This is a genomic window from Blastococcus sp. SYSU DS0617, from assembly GCF_054051075.1.
This window is the reverse complement of record NZ_JBJHAO010000022.1, coordinates 39,645-58,547: the sequence shown is the minus strand read 5'-3', so window position 1 is coordinate 58,547 and position 18,903 is coordinate 39,645. Positions and strand designations below refer to the sequence as shown.

General features: G+C 72.5%; 21 protein-coding genes. 9 read left to right on the top strand and 12 right to left on the bottom strand.

Annotation, left to right across the window (positions count from 1 at the left end):
• The 3 genes from ACI793_RS18375 to ACI793_RS18365 form a co-directional block, all read right to left on the bottom strand.
• On the bottom strand, positions 1 to 810 hold an 810-nt coding region (locus ACI793_RS18375; RefSeq protein WP_456607821.1), incomplete at its 3' end, for a response regulator transcription factor.
• 148 nt (positions 811 to 958) lie between these two features.
• Positions 959 to 1,924: a VanZ family protein gene (locus ACI793_RS18370; RefSeq protein ID WP_456607820.1), complete on the bottom strand. Its 966-nt coding sequence runs from the start codon at positions 1,922 to 1,924 to the stop codon at positions 959 to 961.
• 293 nt (positions 1,925 to 2,217) lie between these two features.
• Positions 2,218 to 2,418, bottom strand: coding sequence for a hypothetical protein (locus tag ACI793_RS18365; RefSeq protein WP_456607819.1), 201 nt, complete (start codon positions 2,416 to 2,418; stop codon positions 2,218 to 2,220).
• A 73-nt stretch (positions 2,419 to 2,491) separates the two neighbouring features.
• Between ACI793_RS18365 and ACI793_RS18360 the strand changes: the two genes are divergently transcribed.
• From ACI793_RS18360 to ACI793_RS18345, 4 genes are all read left to right on the top strand, one after another.
• Complete coding sequence (locus ACI793_RS18360) at positions 2,492 to 2,761, top strand: hypothetical protein (protein ID WP_456607818.1); 270 nt, start codon at positions 2,492 to 2,494, stop codon at positions 2,759 to 2,761.
• A 107-nt stretch (positions 2,762 to 2,868) separates the two neighbouring features.
• Positions 2,869 to 3,960, top strand: a complete 1,092-nt coding sequence (locus tag ACI793_RS18355; RefSeq protein ID WP_456607817.1) for a peptidoglycan-binding domain-containing protein — start codon at positions 2,869 to 2,871, stop codon at positions 3,958 to 3,960.
• Positions 3,957 to 4,670, top strand: coding sequence for an ABC transporter ATP-binding protein (locus ACI793_RS18350; protein WP_456607816.1), 714 nt, complete (start codon positions 3,957 to 3,959; stop codon positions 4,668 to 4,670). Before ACI793_RS18355 ends, ACI793_RS18350 begins: the two co-directional genes overlap by 4 nt.
• Positions 4,667 to 5,884, top strand: coding sequence for an ABC transporter permease (locus ACI793_RS18345; RefSeq protein WP_456607815.1), 1,218 nt, complete (start codon positions 4,667 to 4,669; stop codon positions 5,882 to 5,884). The genes ACI793_RS18350 and ACI793_RS18345 overlap by 4 nt, the downstream gene beginning before the upstream one ends.
• 205 nt (positions 5,885 to 6,089) lie before the next feature.
• Here the strand turns inward: ACI793_RS18345 and ACI793_RS18340 are convergent, their stop codons facing one another.
• The 3 genes from ACI793_RS18340 to ACI793_RS18330 form a co-directional block, all read right to left on the bottom strand.
• Positions 6,090 to 6,839, bottom strand: a complete 750-nt coding sequence (locus ACI793_RS18340) for an alpha/beta fold hydrolase (protein ID WP_456607814.1) — start codon at positions 6,837 to 6,839, stop codon at positions 6,090 to 6,092.
• Positions 6,840 to 6,972: 133 nt separating this feature from the next.
• Complete coding sequence (locus ACI793_RS18335) at positions 6,973 to 7,224, bottom strand: helix-turn-helix domain-containing protein (RefSeq protein ID WP_456607813.1); 252 nt, start codon at positions 7,222 to 7,224, stop codon at positions 6,973 to 6,975.
• A 230-nt stretch (positions 7,225 to 7,454) separates the two neighbouring features.
• Positions 7,455 to 7,643: a hypothetical protein gene (locus ACI793_RS18330; protein WP_456607812.1), complete on the bottom strand. Its 189-nt coding sequence runs from the start codon at positions 7,641 to 7,643 to the stop codon at positions 7,455 to 7,457.
• Positions 7,644 to 7,934: 291 nt separating this feature from the next.
• Here ACI793_RS18330 and ACI793_RS18325 point away from each other — a divergent pair, with 291 nt between their 5' ends.
• Both ACI793_RS18325 and ACI793_RS18320 read left to right on the top strand, forming a co-directional pair.
• Positions 7,935 to 8,759 carry an alpha/beta fold hydrolase gene (locus tag ACI793_RS18325; protein ID WP_456607811.1) on the top strand — a complete coding sequence of 275 codons (825 nt, stop codon included), beginning with the start codon at positions 7,935 to 7,937 and terminating at the stop codon, positions 8,757 to 8,759.
• 284 nt (positions 8,760 to 9,043) lie between these two features.
• Positions 9,044 to 10,141 (top strand): alkene reductase, encoded by a 1,098-nt coding sequence (locus tag ACI793_RS18320; RefSeq protein ID WP_456607810.1) that lies wholly within the window; start codon positions 9,044 to 9,046, stop codon positions 10,139 to 10,141.
• Positions 10,142 to 10,828: 687 nt separating this feature from the next.
• Here the strand turns inward: ACI793_RS18320 and ACI793_RS18315 are convergent.
• The gene (locus tag ACI793_RS18315) at positions 10,829 to 11,557 is read right to left on the bottom strand and encodes an NADPH-dependent F420 reductase (RefSeq protein WP_456607809.1); all 729 of its coding nucleotides are present in this window, start codon (positions 11,555 to 11,557) and stop codon (positions 10,829 to 10,831) included.
• Positions 11,558 to 11,637: 80 nt separating this feature from the next.
• On the opposite strand from ACI793_RS18315, the gene ACI793_RS18310 reads away from it, so the two are divergent.
• Genes ACI793_RS18310 through ACI793_RS18300 form a run of 3 tightly spaced genes read left to right on the top strand, consistent with a single transcriptional unit; the run spans position 11,638 to position 14,782 of the window.
• Positions 11,638 to 12,018 (top strand): LLM class flavin-dependent oxidoreductase, encoded by a 381-nt coding sequence (locus ACI793_RS18310; protein ID WP_456607808.1) that lies wholly within the window; start codon positions 11,638 to 11,640, stop codon positions 12,016 to 12,018.
• Complete coding sequence (locus ACI793_RS18305) at positions 12,015 to 13,889, top strand: FAD-binding protein (protein ID WP_456607807.1); 1,875 nt, start codon at positions 12,015 to 12,017, stop codon at positions 13,887 to 13,889. Before ACI793_RS18310 ends, ACI793_RS18305 begins: the two co-directional genes overlap by 4 nt.
• Positions 13,886 to 14,782, top strand: coding sequence for an LLM class flavin-dependent oxidoreductase (locus ACI793_RS18300; RefSeq protein ID WP_456607806.1), 897 nt, complete (start codon positions 13,886 to 13,888; stop codon positions 14,780 to 14,782). Before ACI793_RS18305 ends, ACI793_RS18300 begins: the two co-directional genes overlap by 4 nt.
• 34 nt (positions 14,783 to 14,816) lie before the next feature.
• Here the strand turns inward: ACI793_RS18300 and ACI793_RS18295 are convergent, their stop codons facing one another.
• The 5 genes from ACI793_RS18295 to ACI793_RS18275 all read right to left on the bottom strand — a co-directional run bounded on the left by ACI793_RS18295 (position 14,817) and on the right by ACI793_RS18275 (position 18,815).
• Complete coding sequence (locus ACI793_RS18295; RefSeq protein ID WP_456607805.1) at positions 14,817 to 15,305, bottom strand: MarR family winged helix-turn-helix transcriptional regulator; 489 nt, start codon at positions 15,303 to 15,305, stop codon at positions 14,817 to 14,819.
• A gap of 131 nt (positions 15,306 to 15,436) precedes the next feature.
• Positions 15,437 to 16,120 (bottom strand): FMN-dependent NADH-azoreductase, encoded by a 684-nt coding sequence (locus tag ACI793_RS18290; RefSeq protein ID WP_456607804.1) that lies wholly within the window; start codon positions 16,118 to 16,120, stop codon positions 15,437 to 15,439.
• A 377-nt stretch (positions 16,121 to 16,497) separates the two neighbouring features.
• On the bottom strand, positions 16,498 to 16,812 hold the full coding sequence (locus ACI793_RS18285; protein ID WP_456607803.1) for an MGMT family protein: 315 nt from the start codon (positions 16,810 to 16,812) through the stop codon (positions 16,498 to 16,500).
• Positions 16,809 to 18,014: a hypothetical protein gene (locus tag ACI793_RS18280; protein ID WP_456607802.1), complete on the bottom strand. Its 1,206-nt coding sequence runs from the start codon at positions 18,012 to 18,014 to the stop codon at positions 16,809 to 16,811. The genes ACI793_RS18285 and ACI793_RS18280 overlap by 4 nt, the downstream gene beginning before the upstream one ends.
• A gap of 15 nt (positions 18,015 to 18,029) precedes the next feature.
• Positions 18,030 to 18,815: an SDR family oxidoreductase gene (locus tag ACI793_RS18275; protein ID WP_456607801.1), complete on the bottom strand. Its 786-nt coding sequence runs from the start codon at positions 18,813 to 18,815 to the stop codon at positions 18,030 to 18,032.
• Between the last annotated feature and the right edge of the window lie 88 nt (positions 18,816 to 18,903).

The window sequence follows — 18,903 nt, the reverse complement described above, 5'->3', positions numbered from 1 at the left end:
CGGGCCGGGGGGCCTGGCGGAGGCGCCGGCCACCGCGCCCCCCCCCCCCCCCCCCCCCCCCCCCCCCCCCCCCCCCCCCCCCCCCCCCCCCCCCCCCCCCCCCCCCCCCCGCCAGTGGCGCTGCAGGGCGAGCACCCGGAGGACGAAGATCGCGGCGGCGACCCCTGCGAGCACGAACCGGACGACCGAGACCAGCACCGCCACCCGAGCCGGTCCGGCCACGAGCAGGAAGCCTGCGTCGCTGAGGGTCAGCCGCAGCCGGGCACTCACCGGCGGCCGGCGCCGTTCGTGTCGAGGCCGTTCGTCGGCGCCCCCACCCGGTAGCCGCTGCCGGGAACGGTGTGGATGAGCCACGGGTCGCCCAGGCGCTTGCGCAAGGAGGAAACGGTGATCCGTACGGCGTTGGCGAAGGGTCAGGCCGGCGAACTCCACCACCGGGGGTGCGCCGTCGACCCGACGGCGCCCGAGCGCGCGCAGCCGCACCAGCAGTCGGGGCATCGCGAAGGGCTTGGTGAGGTAGCCGTCGGCGCCGAGCCCGAAGCCGGCCACCGCCTCCTCCAGCCGGTCGGCCGCGGTCAGCACGAGGATGCGGCTCCGTCGGCCGTCGGCGACCATCCGGCGGGCGACCTCGCCCCCTGAGGTGCCGGGCAGGTCGCGGGCCAGCACGACGACGTCGTAGCTGTTGACGGCCGAGTTCTCCAGGGTGCTGCCCCCGTCCTGCACCACGTCGGCGGCGATGACCTCCAGGCGCAGGCCGTCCCGGATGGCATCAGCCAGGAAGGGCTCGTCCCCGGCGATCAGCACCCGCACGGGACGAAGGTGGGAAGCTCGCCGTATCCGCGCGGTATCGGCGCGGGAGGGGGCGGACCGGGAGAGCATCCGGCGGCGCTCGTGGGCCTCGGCGGCCAGCTGCCGTGCCGCCACCACGCTGGCCGGTTCGCGGGCAGACGTCATGCGGTCAGCCGGTGCGGGGGTCGTCGGCCGGCGCGGGACACTGGCCCCCGCGCTGGACGGCCAGCTCGAAGTGCCACATCTCGTTGCCGTAGGTCTGGCACAAGCCGTAGTCCGACCCGTGCTGGGACAGCCAGCTCATCGCGTCCACGGGACCGATGTCGACCGCATCGCCCGTGACGTGGGATGACTCGTCGGGACCGAGCACCCACTTTCGGGCCGCCGCGGGGCTGCCGTGCTCGGCTACCGCGTCCTCGAAGAGCGCCTGCTGGTAGGCGGCGCTGCGCCACCCGCTGGACACGTGGAAGTCCACCCCGTCGGCCGTCGCGTCCCGGGCCGCGTCCTGCACCGCCGTGCGCAGCGCGCTGTCCAGGTTGGTGATGGCCGGGACGTCGGCGAAGGGTGACAGCTCCTCGCCGTCGGCGACGTGGCCGTCCTCCACGGTCCGTGGGCCCCCGTGCGACGTGCTCGGTGCCGGCGCGTCGGCGGCCCCCTCCGGTGCGGTCTGCGAGCACCCGGCCAGGCCCGCGATCACGGCGGGGGTGGCGAGCAGTGCGAGGCGCAGCCCGCGCCGCGGCCGGCGCCCGTCCCCGCGAGAGACGGCCAGGCGCACGGTGACGAGCACGACGCCCACGGACGCGCCGGCGGTGTTGGCGGCCACGTCGACCAGGTCGGGCACGCGGCCGGGCAGCGCGGTCTGCGCCAGCTCGATCAGCACCGACGTCGCGGCCGCGAGCGCAAGCGGCAGCACCGGACCCGAGCGCCGGAAGGCCAGGGCGGCCAACGCACCCACGGGGACGAAGAGCAGCACGTTCGCCACCGCCTCGACCTGTGCCCGGTGCACGGTGCCCGGCAACGGCGCGGTCAGAGCCTCGACCCCGGCCATCACGGTCCGGCGAGCGTCGGCGACGACCTCGGCCGGGCCGAGCGTGATGGCGGCGACGGCGAGCACGACGGCGACCGCAGAGAGCACCGACAGGCGCGGTCGCCACGGTGCCGACCGGGCGGCGACGGACGCTCGGGCAGCCCGTCTCGCCGCGATGGCAGGTGGTCGGCTGGTGATCCTCATGGTGGAGCTCCTCCCCGCCGGACGGTGCCGGCGCGGACGTGCGAACTGGTGGACGAATGCAGTGCAGTCCAGCGGCGGTTGCCAGGGCGTCTCCGATTCCGCATACGCGCACGACATGCCCGCGCCCACCTGTCGTGGACGTATCTGTTTTCGCGAACGCGCGCGCAACGGGCCGGCCGGTTGGGTCGATGGCGTCGCTACCGCGGCAACTGCCACTGACCCAGGAGGACCACCGTGCTCGCTCTCCGTTCCACCCCGTTGCGTCGTCGGACATCGGCGGCGTTGCTCGCCGCACCGGCGCTGACCTTGGCGTTGGCCGCCTGCGGCACCACTGCCTCACCGACCGGCTCCCCCGTCGGATCGTCGGCATCGGCCGGGGGAGGCAGCGGATCGTCCACCGGCGGTGCGTCCGCCGAGCGGGATGCCTACGACCTGGAGATGGCCCAGTGCCTGCGCAGCCGAGGACTGGACGTGAAGGATCCGGTCCCGGGTGTCGGGATCCAGGAGAGCGGCCCGGAGATCCAGGCCGCGGCCGCGGAGTGCATGGCCGAGATCGGCGAACCACCGACGCGCGACTTCAGCGACGAGGAGTTGCGCGCGATGCACGAGGCCGGGCTCGCCCTGGCCGAGTGCCTGCGCGAGCTCGGCCACGACGTCTCCGATCCCGAGGTCGGGGCTCCACTGGCCCTGAACGGCGTGCCCGACGCCGACTTCGCCGACTGCACGACGCCGGCCGAATGACGCCCCGGACAGCGGCGTGCCCGACGGGTGAGGCCACGCAGTCAGCGCCCGGGGAGGTGCAACGGCCGGAGTCGGTCGAGCCCGCCGCGACGGTGTGCTCCGGAGCGGTGGCCGATCCGCCAGGCCCCGCGCGTCGGCGGTGGCGGGCGGTGGCGGCCGGCGGGTTGCTGGTCGCCGCGCTTGCCGGCGTCGGCGTCTGGGCCCAGCAGGAAGTGCGGGGGGACGCCGCGGCAGCGCCCTCCACCCGACCGGCGACCGTCCCGGTGACCGTCGGGACGATGGTGGCCGAGACCGAGGTGCGTGGAATCCTGCGCTTCCCGGCCGGGCGGCCTGTCACCTCCGGATCGGCCGGCGTGGTCACGATGCTCCCGGCCGTCGGCACGACGATCTCCGCCGGCGATCCGCTCTACACCGTCGACACCCGGCCGGTCGTCCTCCTCATCGGGCAGATGCCGGCCTGGCGGGCCTTGCGGACCGGGGTGACCGACGGCGAGGACGTTCGGCAACTGGAGCAGAACCTGGTGGCGTTCGGCCACTTCACCGGCGCACCCGACGCACGCTTCACCGATGCCACGGCCTCCGCGGTCCGGGCCTGGCAGAAGGTCCTGGGCGTCGAGCGCACCGGCGTGGTCGAGCGGTCGGCGGTGCTGGTCTCCGACCAGCCCGTCCGCGTGGCGGCGCTCACCAGCCGGCTCGGCGCGGAGGTGTCCCCCGGCACGGAGCTGTTCACCACATCGGGCACCGACAAGGTCGTCGATGCCGACCTCGGGCTGGACGACCGGCGCCTCGCCGTCGTCGGCGCCGCGGTCACGGTCGTGCTGCCCGACGGGACCGAGCTTCCCGCCACCGTGCGCAGCGTGGGTGAGACCGTGGAGCGGCCCTCGGCCGACGGGACGAGCACGAGGATCGTGGTGCCGGTCGCCCTGGACCTGGACGACCAGACCGGCGCGGCGGCCTTCTCCCTGGCGAACGTGCTCGTCCGGTTCACCAGCACCCTCGGCGAGGACGTCCTGACCGTCCCGGTCGAGGCGCTCGTCGCCGTCGACGAGACCACCTTCGGCGTCGAGGTGCCCGGCCGGCGGGCCGGTGACCCGACGACCGTCGTCCCGGTCACCGTCGGCGCATTCGCCTCCGGACGCGTCCAGGTCTCCGGCGACGGCATCCGCGAGGGTCTCCACGTCGTGGTGCCGACCCGATGAGCGCCGTCCTCCGCCTCGACGACGTCACCCGGAGCTACGGAACGCCCCCCGCGCGAGCGCTGGACGGGATCACCCTCGCCGTGGAGGCGGGCGAGTTCGTCGCCGTGGTCGGCCCCAGCGGGTCGGGCAAGTCCACCCTGCTCAACGTCATGGGCACCCTCGACCACCCCACCTCCGGCCGGGTCTTCGTCGACGGTGTCGACATCGGCGGGCTGTCCGACGCGGGCCTCTCGGCCCTGCGGGCCTTCCGGATCGGGTTCGTGTTCCAGCAGTTCCATCTCGCCGAGGGGGTGAGCGCCGTGGACGCCGTCGCGGATGGGCTGCTCTACACCGGCGTGCCTCGCCGCGTTCGCCGGGAGCGGGCCCGTGCCGCGCTGGCCGGAGTGGGGCTCGGGCACCGACTGGACCACCTGCCCTCCCAACTGTCCGGGGGCGAGCGGCAGCGCGTCGCGATCGCTCGCGCCGTCGTCGGGAGGCCACCGCTGCTGCTGGCCGACGAGCCGACCGGGAACCTCGACTCCCGCTCCGGCGGCAGCATCGTGGAACTGCTGCACGAGCTGCACCGGACCGGGACGACGGTCGTCGTCATCACCCATGACCAGCGACTCGCGGCCCGCCTGCCCCGGCAGGTGTCCATCGCCGACGGCCGGGTCGTGGCCGACTCCGGGTCCCCGATGGCCGCCGGCCGCGACGGACGGGAAGCCCGGTGACCCCCGCCGACGGGCGCAGGCGACCCGGCTCCCCTGCCTCCCGGCTGCGCGCGGGGGATCTCGTGCACCTGGGCTCGGCAGGCCTTCGTGCCCGTCCGGTGCGCGCCGTGCTCTCCGCGCTCGGCATCGCCATCGGGATCGGCGCCATGGTCGCCGTGGTGGGCCTGTCCGCCTCCAGCCAGGCACGCCTGGACCGGCAACTGGCGGCGCTGGGCACCAATCTGCTCACCGCCGGCGTGGCCGACTCCCCCGGCGGGATCGAGTTCCCGTCGCTCCCGGCCGACGCGGCAGCCCGCGTCGAGCGGATCGCCGGGGTCACCGCGGCCACGACCACCGCCGACCTCGGCGACGTCGCCGTCTACCGCAGCAAGGCGGTCGACGCCGGGCTGACCGGTGGCCTGACGGTCACCGCCACCGAGCTGGACCTGCTGGACGTCGTCGGGGGGCACGTGCGGACCGGTCGCTGGCTGGACGAGGCCTCCGCCCGCTTCCCCACCACGGTCCTGGGCGCCACGGCAGCGCGGCGGCTGGGGATCACCGAGGTGGGACGGCAGGTGTGGCTGGGCGGCCGGAACACGACCGTGCTCGGCATCCTCGGTCCGGTGCAGCTGGCCCCCGAGCTCGACGTCGCCGCCCTGGTGGGAATGCCGGTCGCGACGTCCGAACTCGGCTACACCGGGACGCCGACCCGGTTGTACGAGCGTTCCACGGACGCAACGGTCGCCGCAGTCGCCCGTCTCATCCCCCCGTCCCTGCAGCCCGCCCGGCCCAGCGCGGTCGCGGTCTCCCGCCCCTCCGACGCCCTCGCCGCGCGCGCTGCCGCCGACGAGGCCTTCACCGGGCTCCTGCTGGGCCTGGGCGCGATCGCGCTCGTCGTGGGCGGGATCGGGGTGGCCAACACCATGATCATCTCGGTCATCGAGCGGCGCCGGGAGATCGGTCTGCGCCGTGCGCTCGGCGCCACCCGCCGGCACATCGCCGCCCAGTTCCTCAGCGAGGCGCTCCTGCTGTCGGCTCTGGGTGGCGTCGCAGGGGCGGGGATCGGGAGCACGGTCACCGCGGTGGTGGCCGTGGCCAACGGATGGCTCCCCGTGGTGCCGCCCGGGGTCCCCGTCGTCGGCGTGGCCGCGACCCTGGGCATCGGCGCCGTCGCCGGGCTCTACCCGGCCCTGCGCGCTGCCCGCACACCACCGACGGTGGCACTGTCCGCATGACCCGGCCGCTCGTAGCGGCCCGTGACCGGGGCGGACGGTGTCACCGTCCAGGTGACCAGGCCGTCCCGTCCCGAGAAGGCGACGGAGGCACCTGCCCATGGCAGGGCGGCGCGAGGTCGACCGGCTCCCTCGACGGAACAGAGGCGCCGCGGGCACGCTCCGTGATCGCGGAGCGTCACGGAGCGTGCCCGCGCGGTCGTCAGCCTCAGCCGGCTGTCGCGCGGGCGGCCTCGACGATCAGGTCGGCGACCGCCCCGGGCCGGGACACGGCGACGGCGTGGGAGGCGTCGACCTCGACGGGGGTGGACCGCGCCCGCTGGGCCATGAAGATCTGCGCCTCGGCGGGAACCGCGAGGTCCTGCCGCGTGACCAGGGTCCAGGACGGGATCGTCCGCCAGGCCGCCGCCGTCGCCTTCTCCTCCAGCGCCTCGCTGGTGATGGGCCGCTGCGTCGCGACCATCAGCTCGACGACCGCCGGCGGGACATCTGCGGCGAACACCTGCCGGAACTTGTCCGGCTGGATGTACAGGTCGGTCACCGTGCCGCCGTTCCCGTCGGGGACGGGAACGGGGTCCAGCGCGGACCCCAGTTCGTTGCCTGGGAACTTCCCGGCCAGCTCACCGGTGCTCTCCCCTTCCTCCAGCAGGAAGCTGCCCACGTAGACGAGCGCCCGCACGCCGGGGTGTCCGTCCGCAGCCACGCTCATCACCGAGCCGCCGTAGGAGTGCCCGGCCAGCACGATCGGGCCGCTCACCTGGTCCAGGATGCTGCGCAACTGCAGGGCGTCGTAGCGCAGGCCCCGGAGCGGGTTGGCCGCGGCGATGACCGGGTAGCCGTCGCTCCTGAGCTGCTCGATCACCCCGTTCCAGCTCGCGGACTCGGCGAACGCGCCGTGCACGAGCACCACGGTGGGCTTTTCCTGGGCCGTCGTGCCCGTGTCGGTGTCGATGGTCATCATCGTTCCTCTCGATCCGCAGCGACCGGGACGACCGGGACGGTCGCGTCAGCGCTGATGGAACGACCGTAGGAAGCGATGCCCCCCTCTCGCGTACGTCAGATGACCCTCGCGCCGACGGTGGATCGGCCGGTCACGGGCCGATCGCTGCGCGCAGGGCCACACGGGAGGTGATCCCCAGCCTCGGGAAGATCCGGTGCAGGTGCGTGCCGACCGTCCGGTGCGAGAGGTACAGCCGCGCGCCGATCTCCCGGTTGGTCGGGTCGTCCGCGGCGAGTTGCGCGATCAGCAGTCCCTGCAGGCTCGGCTGCTCGCGCGCCTCCGGGGTGCGCCGCCTGCTCTGCTCCGCGGAGGCGCGCAGTTCGTGGCGCGCCGGTCGCCCCACGCAGCGGCGCCCGGGGCGTCGAAGGTGTCCCGGGCGGCCCGCAGCGGAGCCCGGGACTCCTCCACCCGCCGGCACCGCCGCAGCCAGCCCCGTGGACCGGCTGCAGGCGGACACGCGCGAAGGGGCAGGCGCCCAGGTCGGCCGCCGGGGCCGCCGCGGTCGGCTCCAGGCGCCGCACGTCGCCCCAGCCCTCCATGCGGTTCAGTGTCGGTCGCTCCCGAGCGCGTGGGTCACCGTGCGGCGTCGTCCTGCCCGAGCGCGTCTCGCCGTCGGGCGGCCCTGATCCGGGCGGCCGAGACGAGGCGGTGGTCGCCGTCGCGCAACTGCCGTCGTTCCGCAGCCAGCTGGCGGACGGCGACCAGCGAGGCCGGTTCACTGCTCGACGACGTCGTGGAGGGGTGGTCCTCGGGCGATGTCATGTCCCGAATGCTCGCCGGGCGCAAGGACACGCACATCCGTCAGATGACCGGTCTTCGACGCCTCCCCCGAAGACGACGGTGCCCTACTGGCGACCCGATTCGGTCGCCCGGCAGGCGTCGACTGCAGGGCCACTCCTCCCGGCGAGTTCGTCGTTCCTCACGACCAGGAACAGCACCGGATCGGTCATATGACGGATGCGGAGCTGCCAGCCCTCGTCGAGCGTCGTACCCCTCATCTCCCGCCGGAGTCATCCCGTCCGGCGGACCAGACGCACACGAGGAGCCTCCGCCATGGGCACGATCACCACCGACGACGGAACCGAGATCTTCTACAAGGACTGGGGGACCGGTCAGCCGATCGTCTTCAGCCACGGCTGGCCCCTGTCGTCCGACGACTGGGACGCGCAACTGATGTTCTTCCTGGCTCAGGGCTACCGGGTCATCGCGCACGACCGGCGGGGGCACGGCCGCTCCGCGCAGGTCAGCGAGGGACACGACATGGACCACTACGCCGACGACCTGGCCGCGCTGACGGCGCACCTCGACCTGCACGACGCTGTGCACGTCGGCCACTCGACCGGTGGCGGCGAGGTCGCGCGCTACCTCGGCCGGCACGGTGAGGACCGCGTCGCGAAGGCCGTGCTCATCAGTGCCGTACCGCCGCTCATGGTCAAGACCGACGCCAATCCCGGCGGCCTGCCGAAGAGCGTCTTCGACGACATCCAGACCCAGGTCGCCACCAACCGGACGACGTTCTACCGCGACCTGCCGTCGGGGCCCTTCTACGGCTTCAACCGGCCGGGCGCCGAGCCGTCCGAGGCAATCATCCAGAACTGGTGGCGCCAGGGGATGACGGGCAGTGCGAAGGCCCACTACGACGGCGTCGTCGCCTTCTCCCAGACCGACTTCACCGACGACCTGAAGAAGATCGCGGTTCCGGTCCTGGTGATGCACGGGGACGACGACCAGATCGTGCCCTACGCGGATTCGGCGCCGCTGTCCGCGGAGCTCCTGCAGAACGCCACGCTGAAGACCTACGCCGGCTTCTCGCACGGCATGCCGACGACAGAGGCCGAGACGATCAACGCCGACTTGCTCGAGTTCATCCGCTCCTGACCCGCCGGAGCGGGAGTGCTGGCCACACCGGTACGGGCGAGCCTTGTCGGCGCGCCCACGGCATCCCGCCGCCGGGCCGGCGTGGAGAACATGACGGCGACGATCACCACCGACCACGGAACCGCGGTCTTCACCTGCCCTGCCCGCCGCGACCACTGTGCGTTCACGCGTGCCGCCGTGACAGCCACCTGTACGGCCCGTGCGATCGCGAACCCACCAGTTCGACGGCCACCGAATGAGTCCCCGACGCAACTGCGTCACCGAAATTTTCAAGGAGCAGCAGCATGTCGACCCTGCACGACCCACTGTCCCTGCCGGCCTTCACGGCCCCCAACCGGATCTTCATGGCACCGATGACCCGGATGCGCGCCGGCCAGCCCGGCGACACCGCCACGGAGCTCATGGCCGAGTACTACACCCAGCGCGCAGGCGCCGGCCTCATCGTCACCGAGGGCACCCAGATCAGCCCCGAGGGGAAGGGCTACTTCGCCACGCCGGGGATCTACTCCGCCGAGCAGGTCGCCGCCTGGCACCGCGTCACCGACGCCGTGCACGGCAGCGGCGGCAAGATCGCTGCCCAGCTGTGGCACGTCGGGCGGGTCACCCACCCCGACCTGCAGAACGGCGGCCCAGGAGTCTCGGCCAGCGCCCTGCCGTTCGATGGCACCACCACCATCACCGACACCGACGGCAATCTCGTCAGTGTCCCCTGCCCGACCCCCCGCGAGCTTCGGCCCGAGGAGCTCTCCCGCATCGTCGAGGACTACCGCCGAGCAACACGCAACGCCCGCGACGCCGAGTTCGACATGGTGGAGATCCACGGCGCCAACGGTTACCTCCTCCAACAGTTCATGTCGTCCAGCAGCAACCTGCGAACCGACGAGTACGGCGGCTCGCTGGAGAATCGGGCCCGCTTCCCTCTGGAGGTCGTCGACGCCGTCATCGACGCCTGGGACGCCGCCCACGTCGGCGTGCGCATCTCACCGCTCATCAAGTTCGGCGGCCTCGACGACGCCGACGGGCACGAGATGGGCCTCTACATCGCCGAACGGCTCAACGAGCGCAACGTCGGTTACCTCCACCTGAGCGAACCCGACTGGGCCGAAGGACCCGTTCTCGACGACGACTTCCGCATCAAGCTCCGCGAAGCCTTCAGCGGCGTCATCATCGCCGCAGGCGGCTACGACGCCGCCAAGGCTGAGCGCGTGCTCCGGAACGGATGGGCCGACGCCGTCGCCTTCGGCAAGTCCTTCATCGCCAATCCCGACCTGCCGGTTCGCCTCGCCATCGGCGCCGACCTCAACCCGCTGCGACCCGAACTCATCTACGGCGGCGGCAGAGCCGGCTACACCGACTACCCGACCCTTGAGAGGTCCGCCTGACCATGCCGCCCCAAGGGCTTGCTCACGTGCGTGGCTCGAGTTCCGGGGGCCTCGGGACGCGTTCAGCGGACAGTCCGAGCGGGTGCGCCGAGGGCGCAGGTATCCCATCAACGCCCACCACCGTCCGGCTGCGCGAGCCGCGATCCCCCTCGACGACGGCACATGTGCGGCGGGACATGCCGGGTGGAGTTCCGGGACGACGTCTCCGGCTCCGGTACGGCGAGGCGCGCGTGACCGCCCGCCGGTGGTCACTGCCTCGTCTCGTCCTTCCCGACCGGGACTCCCCTTCGGGCGGCCGGGATACGTGCAGCCGGGACGAGGCGGTCGTCGCAGTCGCGAAAGTGCCGTCGCTCCGCGGCCAGCTGGCAGACGGCGATGAGCGAGGCGGGCTCCTTGCTCTGCGATGGCGTGGCCGGGTCTTCCTGGTCTGGAGCCATGCCGGGATGCTCGCCGGGCGCCGGGCCTCGCACATCCGTCACATGACCGGTGGTCGACCTGCTCCTCTGCCACTCGGGCCGAGGCCCGTCCGAGCCACGCCGACGACGAGGGCACGGTCGTCGCGCCGCGACGACGGGGGCAGGGTCGTCGCGGCGCGATGACGAGCTCCGTGACGGAATCGCCGTCCATCGCGAAGCGGTAGCTGTCGATGAGGGCGCGGGTGCGGTGGCAACTCCCTGAGTGACTCAGTCACCGGGCCCCGTCTGACCTGCGGTGTCGGGGCCGTAGGCCGGCGGCCTCCTCGGCCAGCTGTCGCGCCGCGGAGTCGTCGATGGGGCGCCCGAAGACCGACCCGCCGGGCTCCAGGAGCCGCCCGAGGGGCAGCGCGCCCAGGTCGATCGCGTCGAAGCCGAGGCTCCGGACGAACTCCGCGACCACTGCACGCGCCTGGCTGTCGTCCCCGGCAACGGCGATGGCCTGCCGGTCTGCGGCGCCCGCCGGACGGGCCTCGTCCTCCAGCTCTCGGTAGCCGACGTGGTTGAGGGTCTTGACCAGACGAGCGCCCGGGATCGACCGCTGCACGACCTCGCTGCTGGACTCGGGGCCCTCGAAGTCAGGCATCCGACCGTCGACGGCAGGCCAGTAGTTCATCGCGTCGACGACCACAGCGCCTGCCAGCGTGGCCGCAGGCAGCTCCCCGTGTCGAGCCAGCGGAACGGCCAGCACGACGAGGTCGGCACCCACCGCGGCGTCCGCCGGAGCGACTGCCGCAGCCCCTGGCGCGACGACCACGACCATGAAGCCGAGCTCCTCGAGACTGCCAGCGCGCGCAAGCCGCACGTGGTGTCCCGCCCGTAGCGCGAGCCGCGTGATGGCGGTGCCCGCCTTCCCGGCGCCGATGACCCCCACCAGTGAACTGACTCGCCTCTGCCCCGCTTCTCGGTGCCATCGCCGTTCACCCCTGCCGGAATAGATCATCTGATGTACAGATTATCTCAGGTGCAACTTAGACGGAGGGGATCGACATGGAGCTCGGCATCGGAGCATTCGGGGACGCGATGCGCGACCCGGCCACGGGTGCATACATCTCAGAGGCTCAGGCGATCCGCAACGTCGTGGAGTCGATCGTGCTCGCGGAGCAGGTCGGTCTCGACTGGTTCGGTGTGGGCGAGCACCACACCCCGGAGTTCCCGGCATCGGCCGCGGCTCCGATCCTCGCGGCTGCGGCGGCACAGACCTCTCGCATCAAACTCCTGCACGCGATCGAGCTCTTCGGCACGGAGGTCCGCCCGATCGTCCAGGCGGAGCTCGGCACGACCACGGTGGACGAGCGACTCGGACGCACGCCACTCAGCCCTCGGCGCGACGATCCCGGCGCGCGCTCACCGGGTGCCGGATCCGAACCCGGCGCTGCCTCCGTCGTCCGGATCGGGGCGTGACGGCCGTGGAGATGGGGATCGCGCTGGACGTGTCGGCGTCCCACGGGCAGCCGGAGCGCCTCACGGTCATGGCGCAGCGCGCCGAGGGCGCCGGCCTCGAACTGGTGGTCCTGACCTCGGACGCCGCGACCGACGACGGCTCCGGACTTGACCGGTGGACCGCCGCGGCATGGCTGGCAGGTGCCACGCGACGAATCGGGATAGGCATTGCGCTCCCCGACGCGAACCCACCCGACCCGGCCGACGCGACGGCGGCCTACCCGTCCGTCATCGCGAAGGCCCGGGACAGCCTGGACCTCCTCGCCGGGGCCCGGGTCCTCACGGATCCGTCCGCCTGGACCGTCGTGGCACCCGGCACGTCCCCGGCGGAAATCGCGACCCTCGGCGCGGAGGGCGGCCCGGTCGTCGTGCCGGTGTCCACCGAGGCCGAACTCGACGCGCTGCTGTCCCGACTCTCCACGCTGGCCCCCCCGACCCCGCGCCGCTCCCTGGCGGCGCGCGCCCGACGCGCTCCCGGCATCGACTACGACGGGGTACCGCCCTCGCTGGTAGAGGGGGCCGTCGAGCCCGGCGACCCGGGATACCGGGCGGTCTCGTCGACCTACCTGCGCACGGGCGCGCCCGGTCTCGTGCTGCGGCCGCGCAGCCCCGAGCAGGTCGCCGACGCGCTCGCCTTCGCGCGCCACCATCGGCACCTCCCGCTCGGGATCCGCAGCGCCGGACACGGCATCAGCGGCCGCTCGACCAACTCCGGCGGCCTGGTCGTCGACGTGAGCCGGATGAACACCGTGGAGGTCCTGGACCGGGAGCGACGGCTGGTCAGGATCGGCCCCGGCGCGACGTGGAAGCAGATCGCCCGGGCGATCGGACCGCTGGGGTGGGCGATCGGCTCCGGGGACTACGGCGGCGTCGGGGTCGGTGGGCTGGCGACCGCGGCAGGCATCGGCTACCTCTCCCGCAAGCACGGCCTCACCATCGACTACCTCAGGGCCGTGGAACTCGTCCTCGCCGACGGCAGCGCGGTACGGGCGACCAGCCAGGAGAACGCCGACCTGTTCTGGGCGGTCCGCGGCGCAGGCGCCAACTTCGGCGTCGTCACGTCGTTCGAGTTCGAGGCCGCCCAGGTCGGCGACGTCGGCTGGGCGAAGCTCTCCTTCGTCTCCACGGACATCGCGACGTCACTGCTGCGCTACGGCGAGCTGGCGTCGACCGCCCCGCGGGACACGACGGCCTTCCTCGTCACCGGTGTGCCCCGGCGGGGGTCGTCGAGCATCACGCTGTACGCAGTCGTCGACAGCTCCGACCCCAACGTCGTCGTGGAGCGGCTGACCCCGTTCCTCGAGATCGGCGACCTGGTCGGGCAGCGGGTGGTGATGACGCCGTACGCCGGCGTCATGGGCGAGGCCGCCGACGTCGGACCGGAGGGTCACCACGGGTACGGCGAGCCGCACTCCCGTTCGGCGTTCCTGCCCGCCCTGACGACGCGGTTCGCGACCGACGCCGCCGCGCTGCTGGAGAGCGGCGTCGCCTACTTCTTCGAGCTGCGCGCGATGGGCGGCGCCATCACCGACGTGGCTCCGGACGCGGCGGCGTTCAGCCATCGCGAGCCGGCGTTCCAGCTGACCGTCATGGGTGGGGACGACGCCGCGCTGGAGGCCGCGTGGGCGCCACTGCGGCCACACGTCGACGGTCTCTACCTCAGCTTCGAGACCGGCCGGAGCGAGGAACGGCTCCTCGACGCGTTCCCGGCACCGGTACTGCGGCGACTGCGCGACCTGAAGCGCCGATACGACCCGGACAACCTCTTCCGCGACAACTTCAACATCGACCCCGACACCTCGGCAGCGACACCACAGGAGGCAATCGCATGACCGACTACGGACACGATCTGCTGTTCGGCGCCTTCGTCACGCCCTCGGCCCGGGCGGCGCAGCAGGTGGTCGACCTGGCCGTCACTGCCGACCGCTCCGATCTCGACCTGGTGACCTTCCAGGACCACCCCTACCAGTCCTCGTTCCTCGACACGTCCACACTGCTCGCCTACGTCGCGGCCCGCACCCGGAAGGTCCGGGTGAGCGCGAACGTGACGAGCCTTCCGCTCCGGCCGCCCGCGGTCCTGGCCAGGGCAGCGGCCTCGCTCGACCTCCTCAGCGGTGGCCGGTTCGAGCTCGGCATCGGCGCCGGCGCGTTCTGGGACGGCATCGCCTCGATGGGCGGGCGACGGCTCACCCCGACACAGGGCGTCACCGCACTGCGCGAGGGCATCGAGATCATCCGGGAGCTCTGGAAGGAGGAGCCGGGGCGCGCCAACTACGCGGGCCGCTACTACTCCCTCGACGACGTGCGGCGCGGCCCCTCCCCGGCCCACGACATCTCCGTCTGGGTCGGCGCGTACAAGCCGAGGATGCTCGAGCTGACCGGCGCCGTGGCCGACGGATGGCTGCCCACCGTCGAGTACCTGCCGCAGGGCGCCGACTCGCTGCCCGAGCTGAACGACCGCATCGACGCGGCGGCTGCGGAGGCGGGGCGGCCGCCGACGGCGGTCCGCCGGCTGCTCAACGTCATGCGCGTGCAGATGGCGCCGAGGCGCTCCGGGCTGCTCGACGGTCCGCCCGACGCGTGGGTCGACGACATCGTCGGGCTGGCCCTCGACCACGGCATCAGCGCCGTCCTCGTCGGGGGCGATGACCCCGCGGTTCTCGAACGGCTGGGCAAGGAGGTCGCGCCCGCCGCGCGTGAGGCGATCACGCGCGAGCGCGGCTGACCTGGGGGCGCCCCGGGGTCGCGTGAAAGGCTGGTCAGGCGTCCAGCACGGTGAGGCAGGCGTCGGTGGCCGGATCGCCGGCCGTCGAGGCCGCCTTGCACAGGAGCGTCCGGAAGAGCTGCTGCTCGTCGGGGTCGAGGCCACCGAGCACGTGGCACTCCGCTTCCACGACCTTGTCGTAGACGAGCTCGACCGCCTGCCGACCACGATCGGTGGCCACGACCTGCCGCTGGCGGCGATCGTCCGGGTTGAGGCGGCGCTCGACCAGGCCGGCCTTCTCCAGGTCGTCGATGAGGTAGGTCATCACCGTGCGGTCGATGCCCAGGTGGTTCGCCAGCGCCTGCTGGGTGGGGCGGTCTCCCTGGAGCACCTCGAGGACCGTCTGGTAGCCGCGCGGCCCCTGGGGGAAGCCCCCCAACGCCGGCGCCACGACGTCCCGGTAGCTCCGCAGCAGCCCTCCGAGGGCCCAGCCGATGTCGTTCTGGGTGGCCGGCTCGCTCACGGATGCACGGGGCGGGGACACGGCCACATCCTACTGCGCTCAGGTCGTCGACCGGCTCCCTCGAAAGGAGCGGACGATCCGCTCGGGCAGTCACCTGCCCGAGATGCCCTGGTGGTCGCCAGTGCGACCACCAGGGCTCGGGGCGACGGCGGCTACGACGCCAGGGAGGAATGCTCGTCGGGGGCCGCACCCCGGAGCTTCAGGGTCACCGACCGACCGCCCCGCCGCGCCGTCTCGTGGGACTCCGCGAGCTGCCGGTGCGCGATCTCGCGCAGCTCTGCCATCGCCGGCGTGACCTCGGCCAGGGTGAGCTCGGTCTCGATGACGTCGAGGTCCAGTGCCCAGAGGTCCTCGAGCACCCGTCGCATCCAGCCGGTGGCGTGGTCCCATCCCGCCCGGGGCGTCCCCGGTCCATACCCTCCGCCGCGGGCGGTGACGAGGAACGCCGGCCTGCCGGCGAGCGCCGTGGTCCCCGGTGCGAATCGAGGATCGGTCGAGACCAGGTCGAACCACGTCTTGAAGTGCTGGGAGACGCCGAAGTTGTACATCGGGACGGCGAAGATCAACGCATCCGCTCCCACCAGCTCGTCGGCCAGCTGCGCGGCGACCGCGAGCGCGCCCTCCTGCTCGGTGCTCCGCTCCCCGACGGCCGTGAATCCGGCGTACGCGGCCGCACCCCACAGCGTCGCCGGGACGGGTTCGGTCCCCACGTCCCGACGGACGACGTGCGCGTCGGGGAGGTCCTCGAGGATCGCCGACTCGAGGGTGTCGGCAACCGCGCGGGTCACCGACCCCCTGGTGCGGATGCTCGAATCCAGCCTGAACAGCGTGCTCATGGTGTCTCCCTAGGGCAGATAGTCTGTCTGCAAGACAATCTATCGCACGGAGTATCTGTACCCACAGCGCGGGCCGGACCAGGCACTCGTCCGACGTGGCGCGGGCAACGGTGTGCTCACCCCCTCCTCGCCAGGCCAGGCGGTCGGGTGCCGCGCCATGGAAGCGGGTGGCTGACGGACCCGGCCGCCACCGTCCCCGCATCCGGGGCAGCCGGGCCGCGCGGGCCCTGCTGCCGCCGAGCGACGGTCGGTCCCAGCCTCGGGTCAGCTGGACGCCGACGAACCGCAGATGCCCGCGCTCGCCGGCGCACCCTCAGACGCGACGCGATCGCTGCACGTGGATGGCTCCGGCACTGCAAGCGCTCCCCTGACCCGGGTCACGCATCACGCACGGCATCGTGAATGGGCCACGCGGCTTGCGCGAGGTCCACGCGCACGTCGTCGCGTCGGTGCAGCAAGGGGGTGGATTCCTCGACGAAGTGTGCGAGGGCTTCGCGAGCCGCGCCTTCGACCGGCCGCCCCATCGCATCCACCACCCGCCACCACGGCACGTCGTGACCGCCGTTGCGCAGGATCTGACCAACGGCGCGCGCACCTGTGCCAGCCGCCTCCGCGACATCGCCATAGGTCATCACTCGCCCGCTGGGAATCCAGGACACCGTCTTCAGTACCCGCTCGGCCACGTCGTTCACGACCTCGCCCCTTCATGCCTTCGTCGATCGGCCGTCCCTCGGAGCTCTCGTCGACCATTCCGACCGACGTGACTCGCGTCCTCATCACCGTTCTCCTCCCGACCCTCCCTTCCCAGGACGAACCCCGCGGGTGGCGAGAGAACCCCGTTCGCCTGCACCGTGACGTGGTGCGGCCCCGGGTAGTACGTCCGGGTGGTGATGGGGCGGAAGGAGTGGGTCTTCGTGACGACGGCGCTGCCGCCGGCGGCGATGCGTCGCGACCCGAGCTTGAAGGTCTTCGGGCTCAGGGCCCCGTTGGCGCGTCGGAATCCGATGGAGTAGTCGATCGCCACGTGGGCGTCCGTCTCCCCGTGGTTGGTGACGACGGCCGTGAACGTGAGCTCTCCGTTCCAGGGAACGACATCGCCGGAGATGCGCGGTCGGGCCACGTGCAGGCTGTCCCCGGTGAACCCCAGAAGTGCCAGCGCGGTGGGATCGGCTCGCTTGATCAGCGTCCTCAGGCCGTGCCGGAGCACCCAGGGCGTATGGGCGTCCGGAGTGCCGGCCCACGCCGTGGCGGTCTCGGTGACGACGGAGGGATCGACGCGGCTGAGGTCGTTGAGATGGTTGGCGACCGAGCGCCGCACGTACTCGGCCGGATCGCGATAGGTGGCGTCCAGGATGTCGTGCGTCGCACGGGGATGGGCGAGCAGCCACGGCACCCGTTTCGCCCAGGGCAGGTACGCGCGAGATCCCTCCGTGGCGAGTCGCCGCACGTGCTCGCTGTCGTGCCCCGTCCAGGTCTGCATGATGCCGAGGCCGCGCTCGGGGCGCGCGTTCAGCAGCTCGCGGACGGCGAACTCGCCCGTCAGCCCCTGTGTGAGCCGGGCCAGGAGCGACATGGCTGCATCGAAGTCCCGTGTCGACGCGGATTCGAGCGCTCTCGATGCGATGAACTCCGTGACGGGCCAGATCATCCAGCCCTCGAATCGCGGCTCGTCCAGCACGTCGAGCACGACTCGCTCGGCGGTGGGAAACCCCGCAGGGACGTCGCCGAGCAGAGCGTCGCGGACGATGTCCACCCGTTCCCGGAGGCGGGCACCACGCACGGCAGCTTCGGCCCGGACCAGACCGGAGAAGTCGCCGGTGGGCGCGACCGCCTCGAGCGCTGCCCGTAGCCGTGCGACGACGAGGGGGCTGATCAGTTCGTCCATGGTGCCCACGGCACACTCCTAGGTTCAGGTCGTCGGAACGGTCCCACCGTCGATCACGTATTCCGCACCGACGATCGCCGACGCCTGGTCGGACACCAGGAAGCCCACGAGATCGGCGATCTCCTCCGTTCTCGCGAAACGGCCGAGGGGCACTCCGCCGAGGGAGTCGAGGATCTTCTTCTTCGCCCCCTCGCGGCTCAGACCGTTCCCTTCCGCGATGCGATTCACGAACCTCTCGTAGGCCTCGGTCTCGATCCCACCAGGACTGATCGCGTTGACCCGCACTCCGTGGGGCGCGAGCTCGTTCGCCAGGCCCTTGCTGTACGTGCGCAACGCAGCTTTCGCGGCCGCGTACGCCAGAGATGCGTCGTACTGCGGCATCTGCCGCTGGATGGACGTGAAGTGGAGCACGACACCATTCCCGGACCGGATCATCGAAGGCAGCAGCGCCCGGTCGAGACGCACGGCGCCGAGGAAGTTGAGGTTCAGCTCGGTCAGCCACTGCTCGTCCGTGATCGCCACGAACCCCCCGGACGGCGTCGACGCACCGCCGACGACGTGCACGAGGACGTCGACGCCACCGGCCTCCTCGATGCGCGACGCGACCAGCGCCGCGCCCTCGACGGTCGAGGTGTCGGCCGCGATGAAGCGGTTCGCGGACTCGTACCCGTCGGGCATCGTGCGGGCCGTCACGTACACGTCGGCGCCGAGCTCGCGAAGCCGTTCTGCCACGGCCTTGCCCGAACCCTTCGTCCCACCGGTGACGAGCGCGCGACGCCCGTCCAGGCGGCCGCGATCCACGGTTCCCATCTCTTCTCCTCGGTGTCATCCGGAACGGTGCGGGGCCTTCGATCCCTAGGACGCCTGCTGGACCTCGCTCCGGGCCTGCTCGACGGCG

Excerpts from the sequence above, each read along its gene's own strand:
- ACI793_RS18340 (WP_456607814.1), bottom strand. The coding sequence starts at position 6,839 with ATGACCATCGACACCGACACGGGCACGACGGCCCAGGAAAAGCCCACC.
- ACI793_RS18275 (WP_456607801.1), bottom strand. The coding sequence starts at position 18,815 with ATGGGAACCGTGGATCGCGGCCGCCTGGACGGGCGTCGCGCGCTCGTC.
- ACI793_RS18315 (WP_456607809.1), bottom strand. The coding sequence starts at position 11,557 with ATGATCTATTCCGGCAGGGGTGAACGGCGATGGCACCGAGAAGCGGGG.
- ACI793_RS18290 (WP_456607804.1), bottom strand. The coding sequence starts at position 16,120 with ATGAGCACGCTGTTCAGGCTGGATTCGAGCATCCGCACCAGGGGGTCG.
- ACI793_RS18350 (WP_456607816.1), top strand. The coding sequence starts at position 3,957 with ATGAGCGCCGTCCTCCGCCTCGACGACGTCACCCGGAGCTACGGAACG.
- ACI793_RS18300 (WP_456607806.1), top strand. The coding sequence starts at position 13,886 with ATGACCGACTACGGACACGATCTGCTGTTCGGCGCCTTCGTCACGCCC.
- ACI793_RS18320 (WP_456607810.1), top strand. The coding sequence starts at position 9,044 with ATGTCGACCCTGCACGACCCACTGTCCCTGCCGGCCTTCACGGCCCCC.
- ACI793_RS18310 (WP_456607808.1), top strand. The coding sequence starts at position 11,638 with ATGCGCGACCCGGCCACGGGTGCATACATCTCAGAGGCTCAGGCGATC.
- ACI793_RS18325 (WP_456607811.1), top strand. The coding sequence starts at position 7,935 with ATGGGCACGATCACCACCGACGACGGAACCGAGATCTTCTACAAGGAC.
- ACI793_RS18330 (WP_456607812.1), bottom strand. The coding sequence starts at position 7,643 with ATGACATCGCCCGAGGACCACCCCTCCACGACGTCGTCGAGCAGTGAA.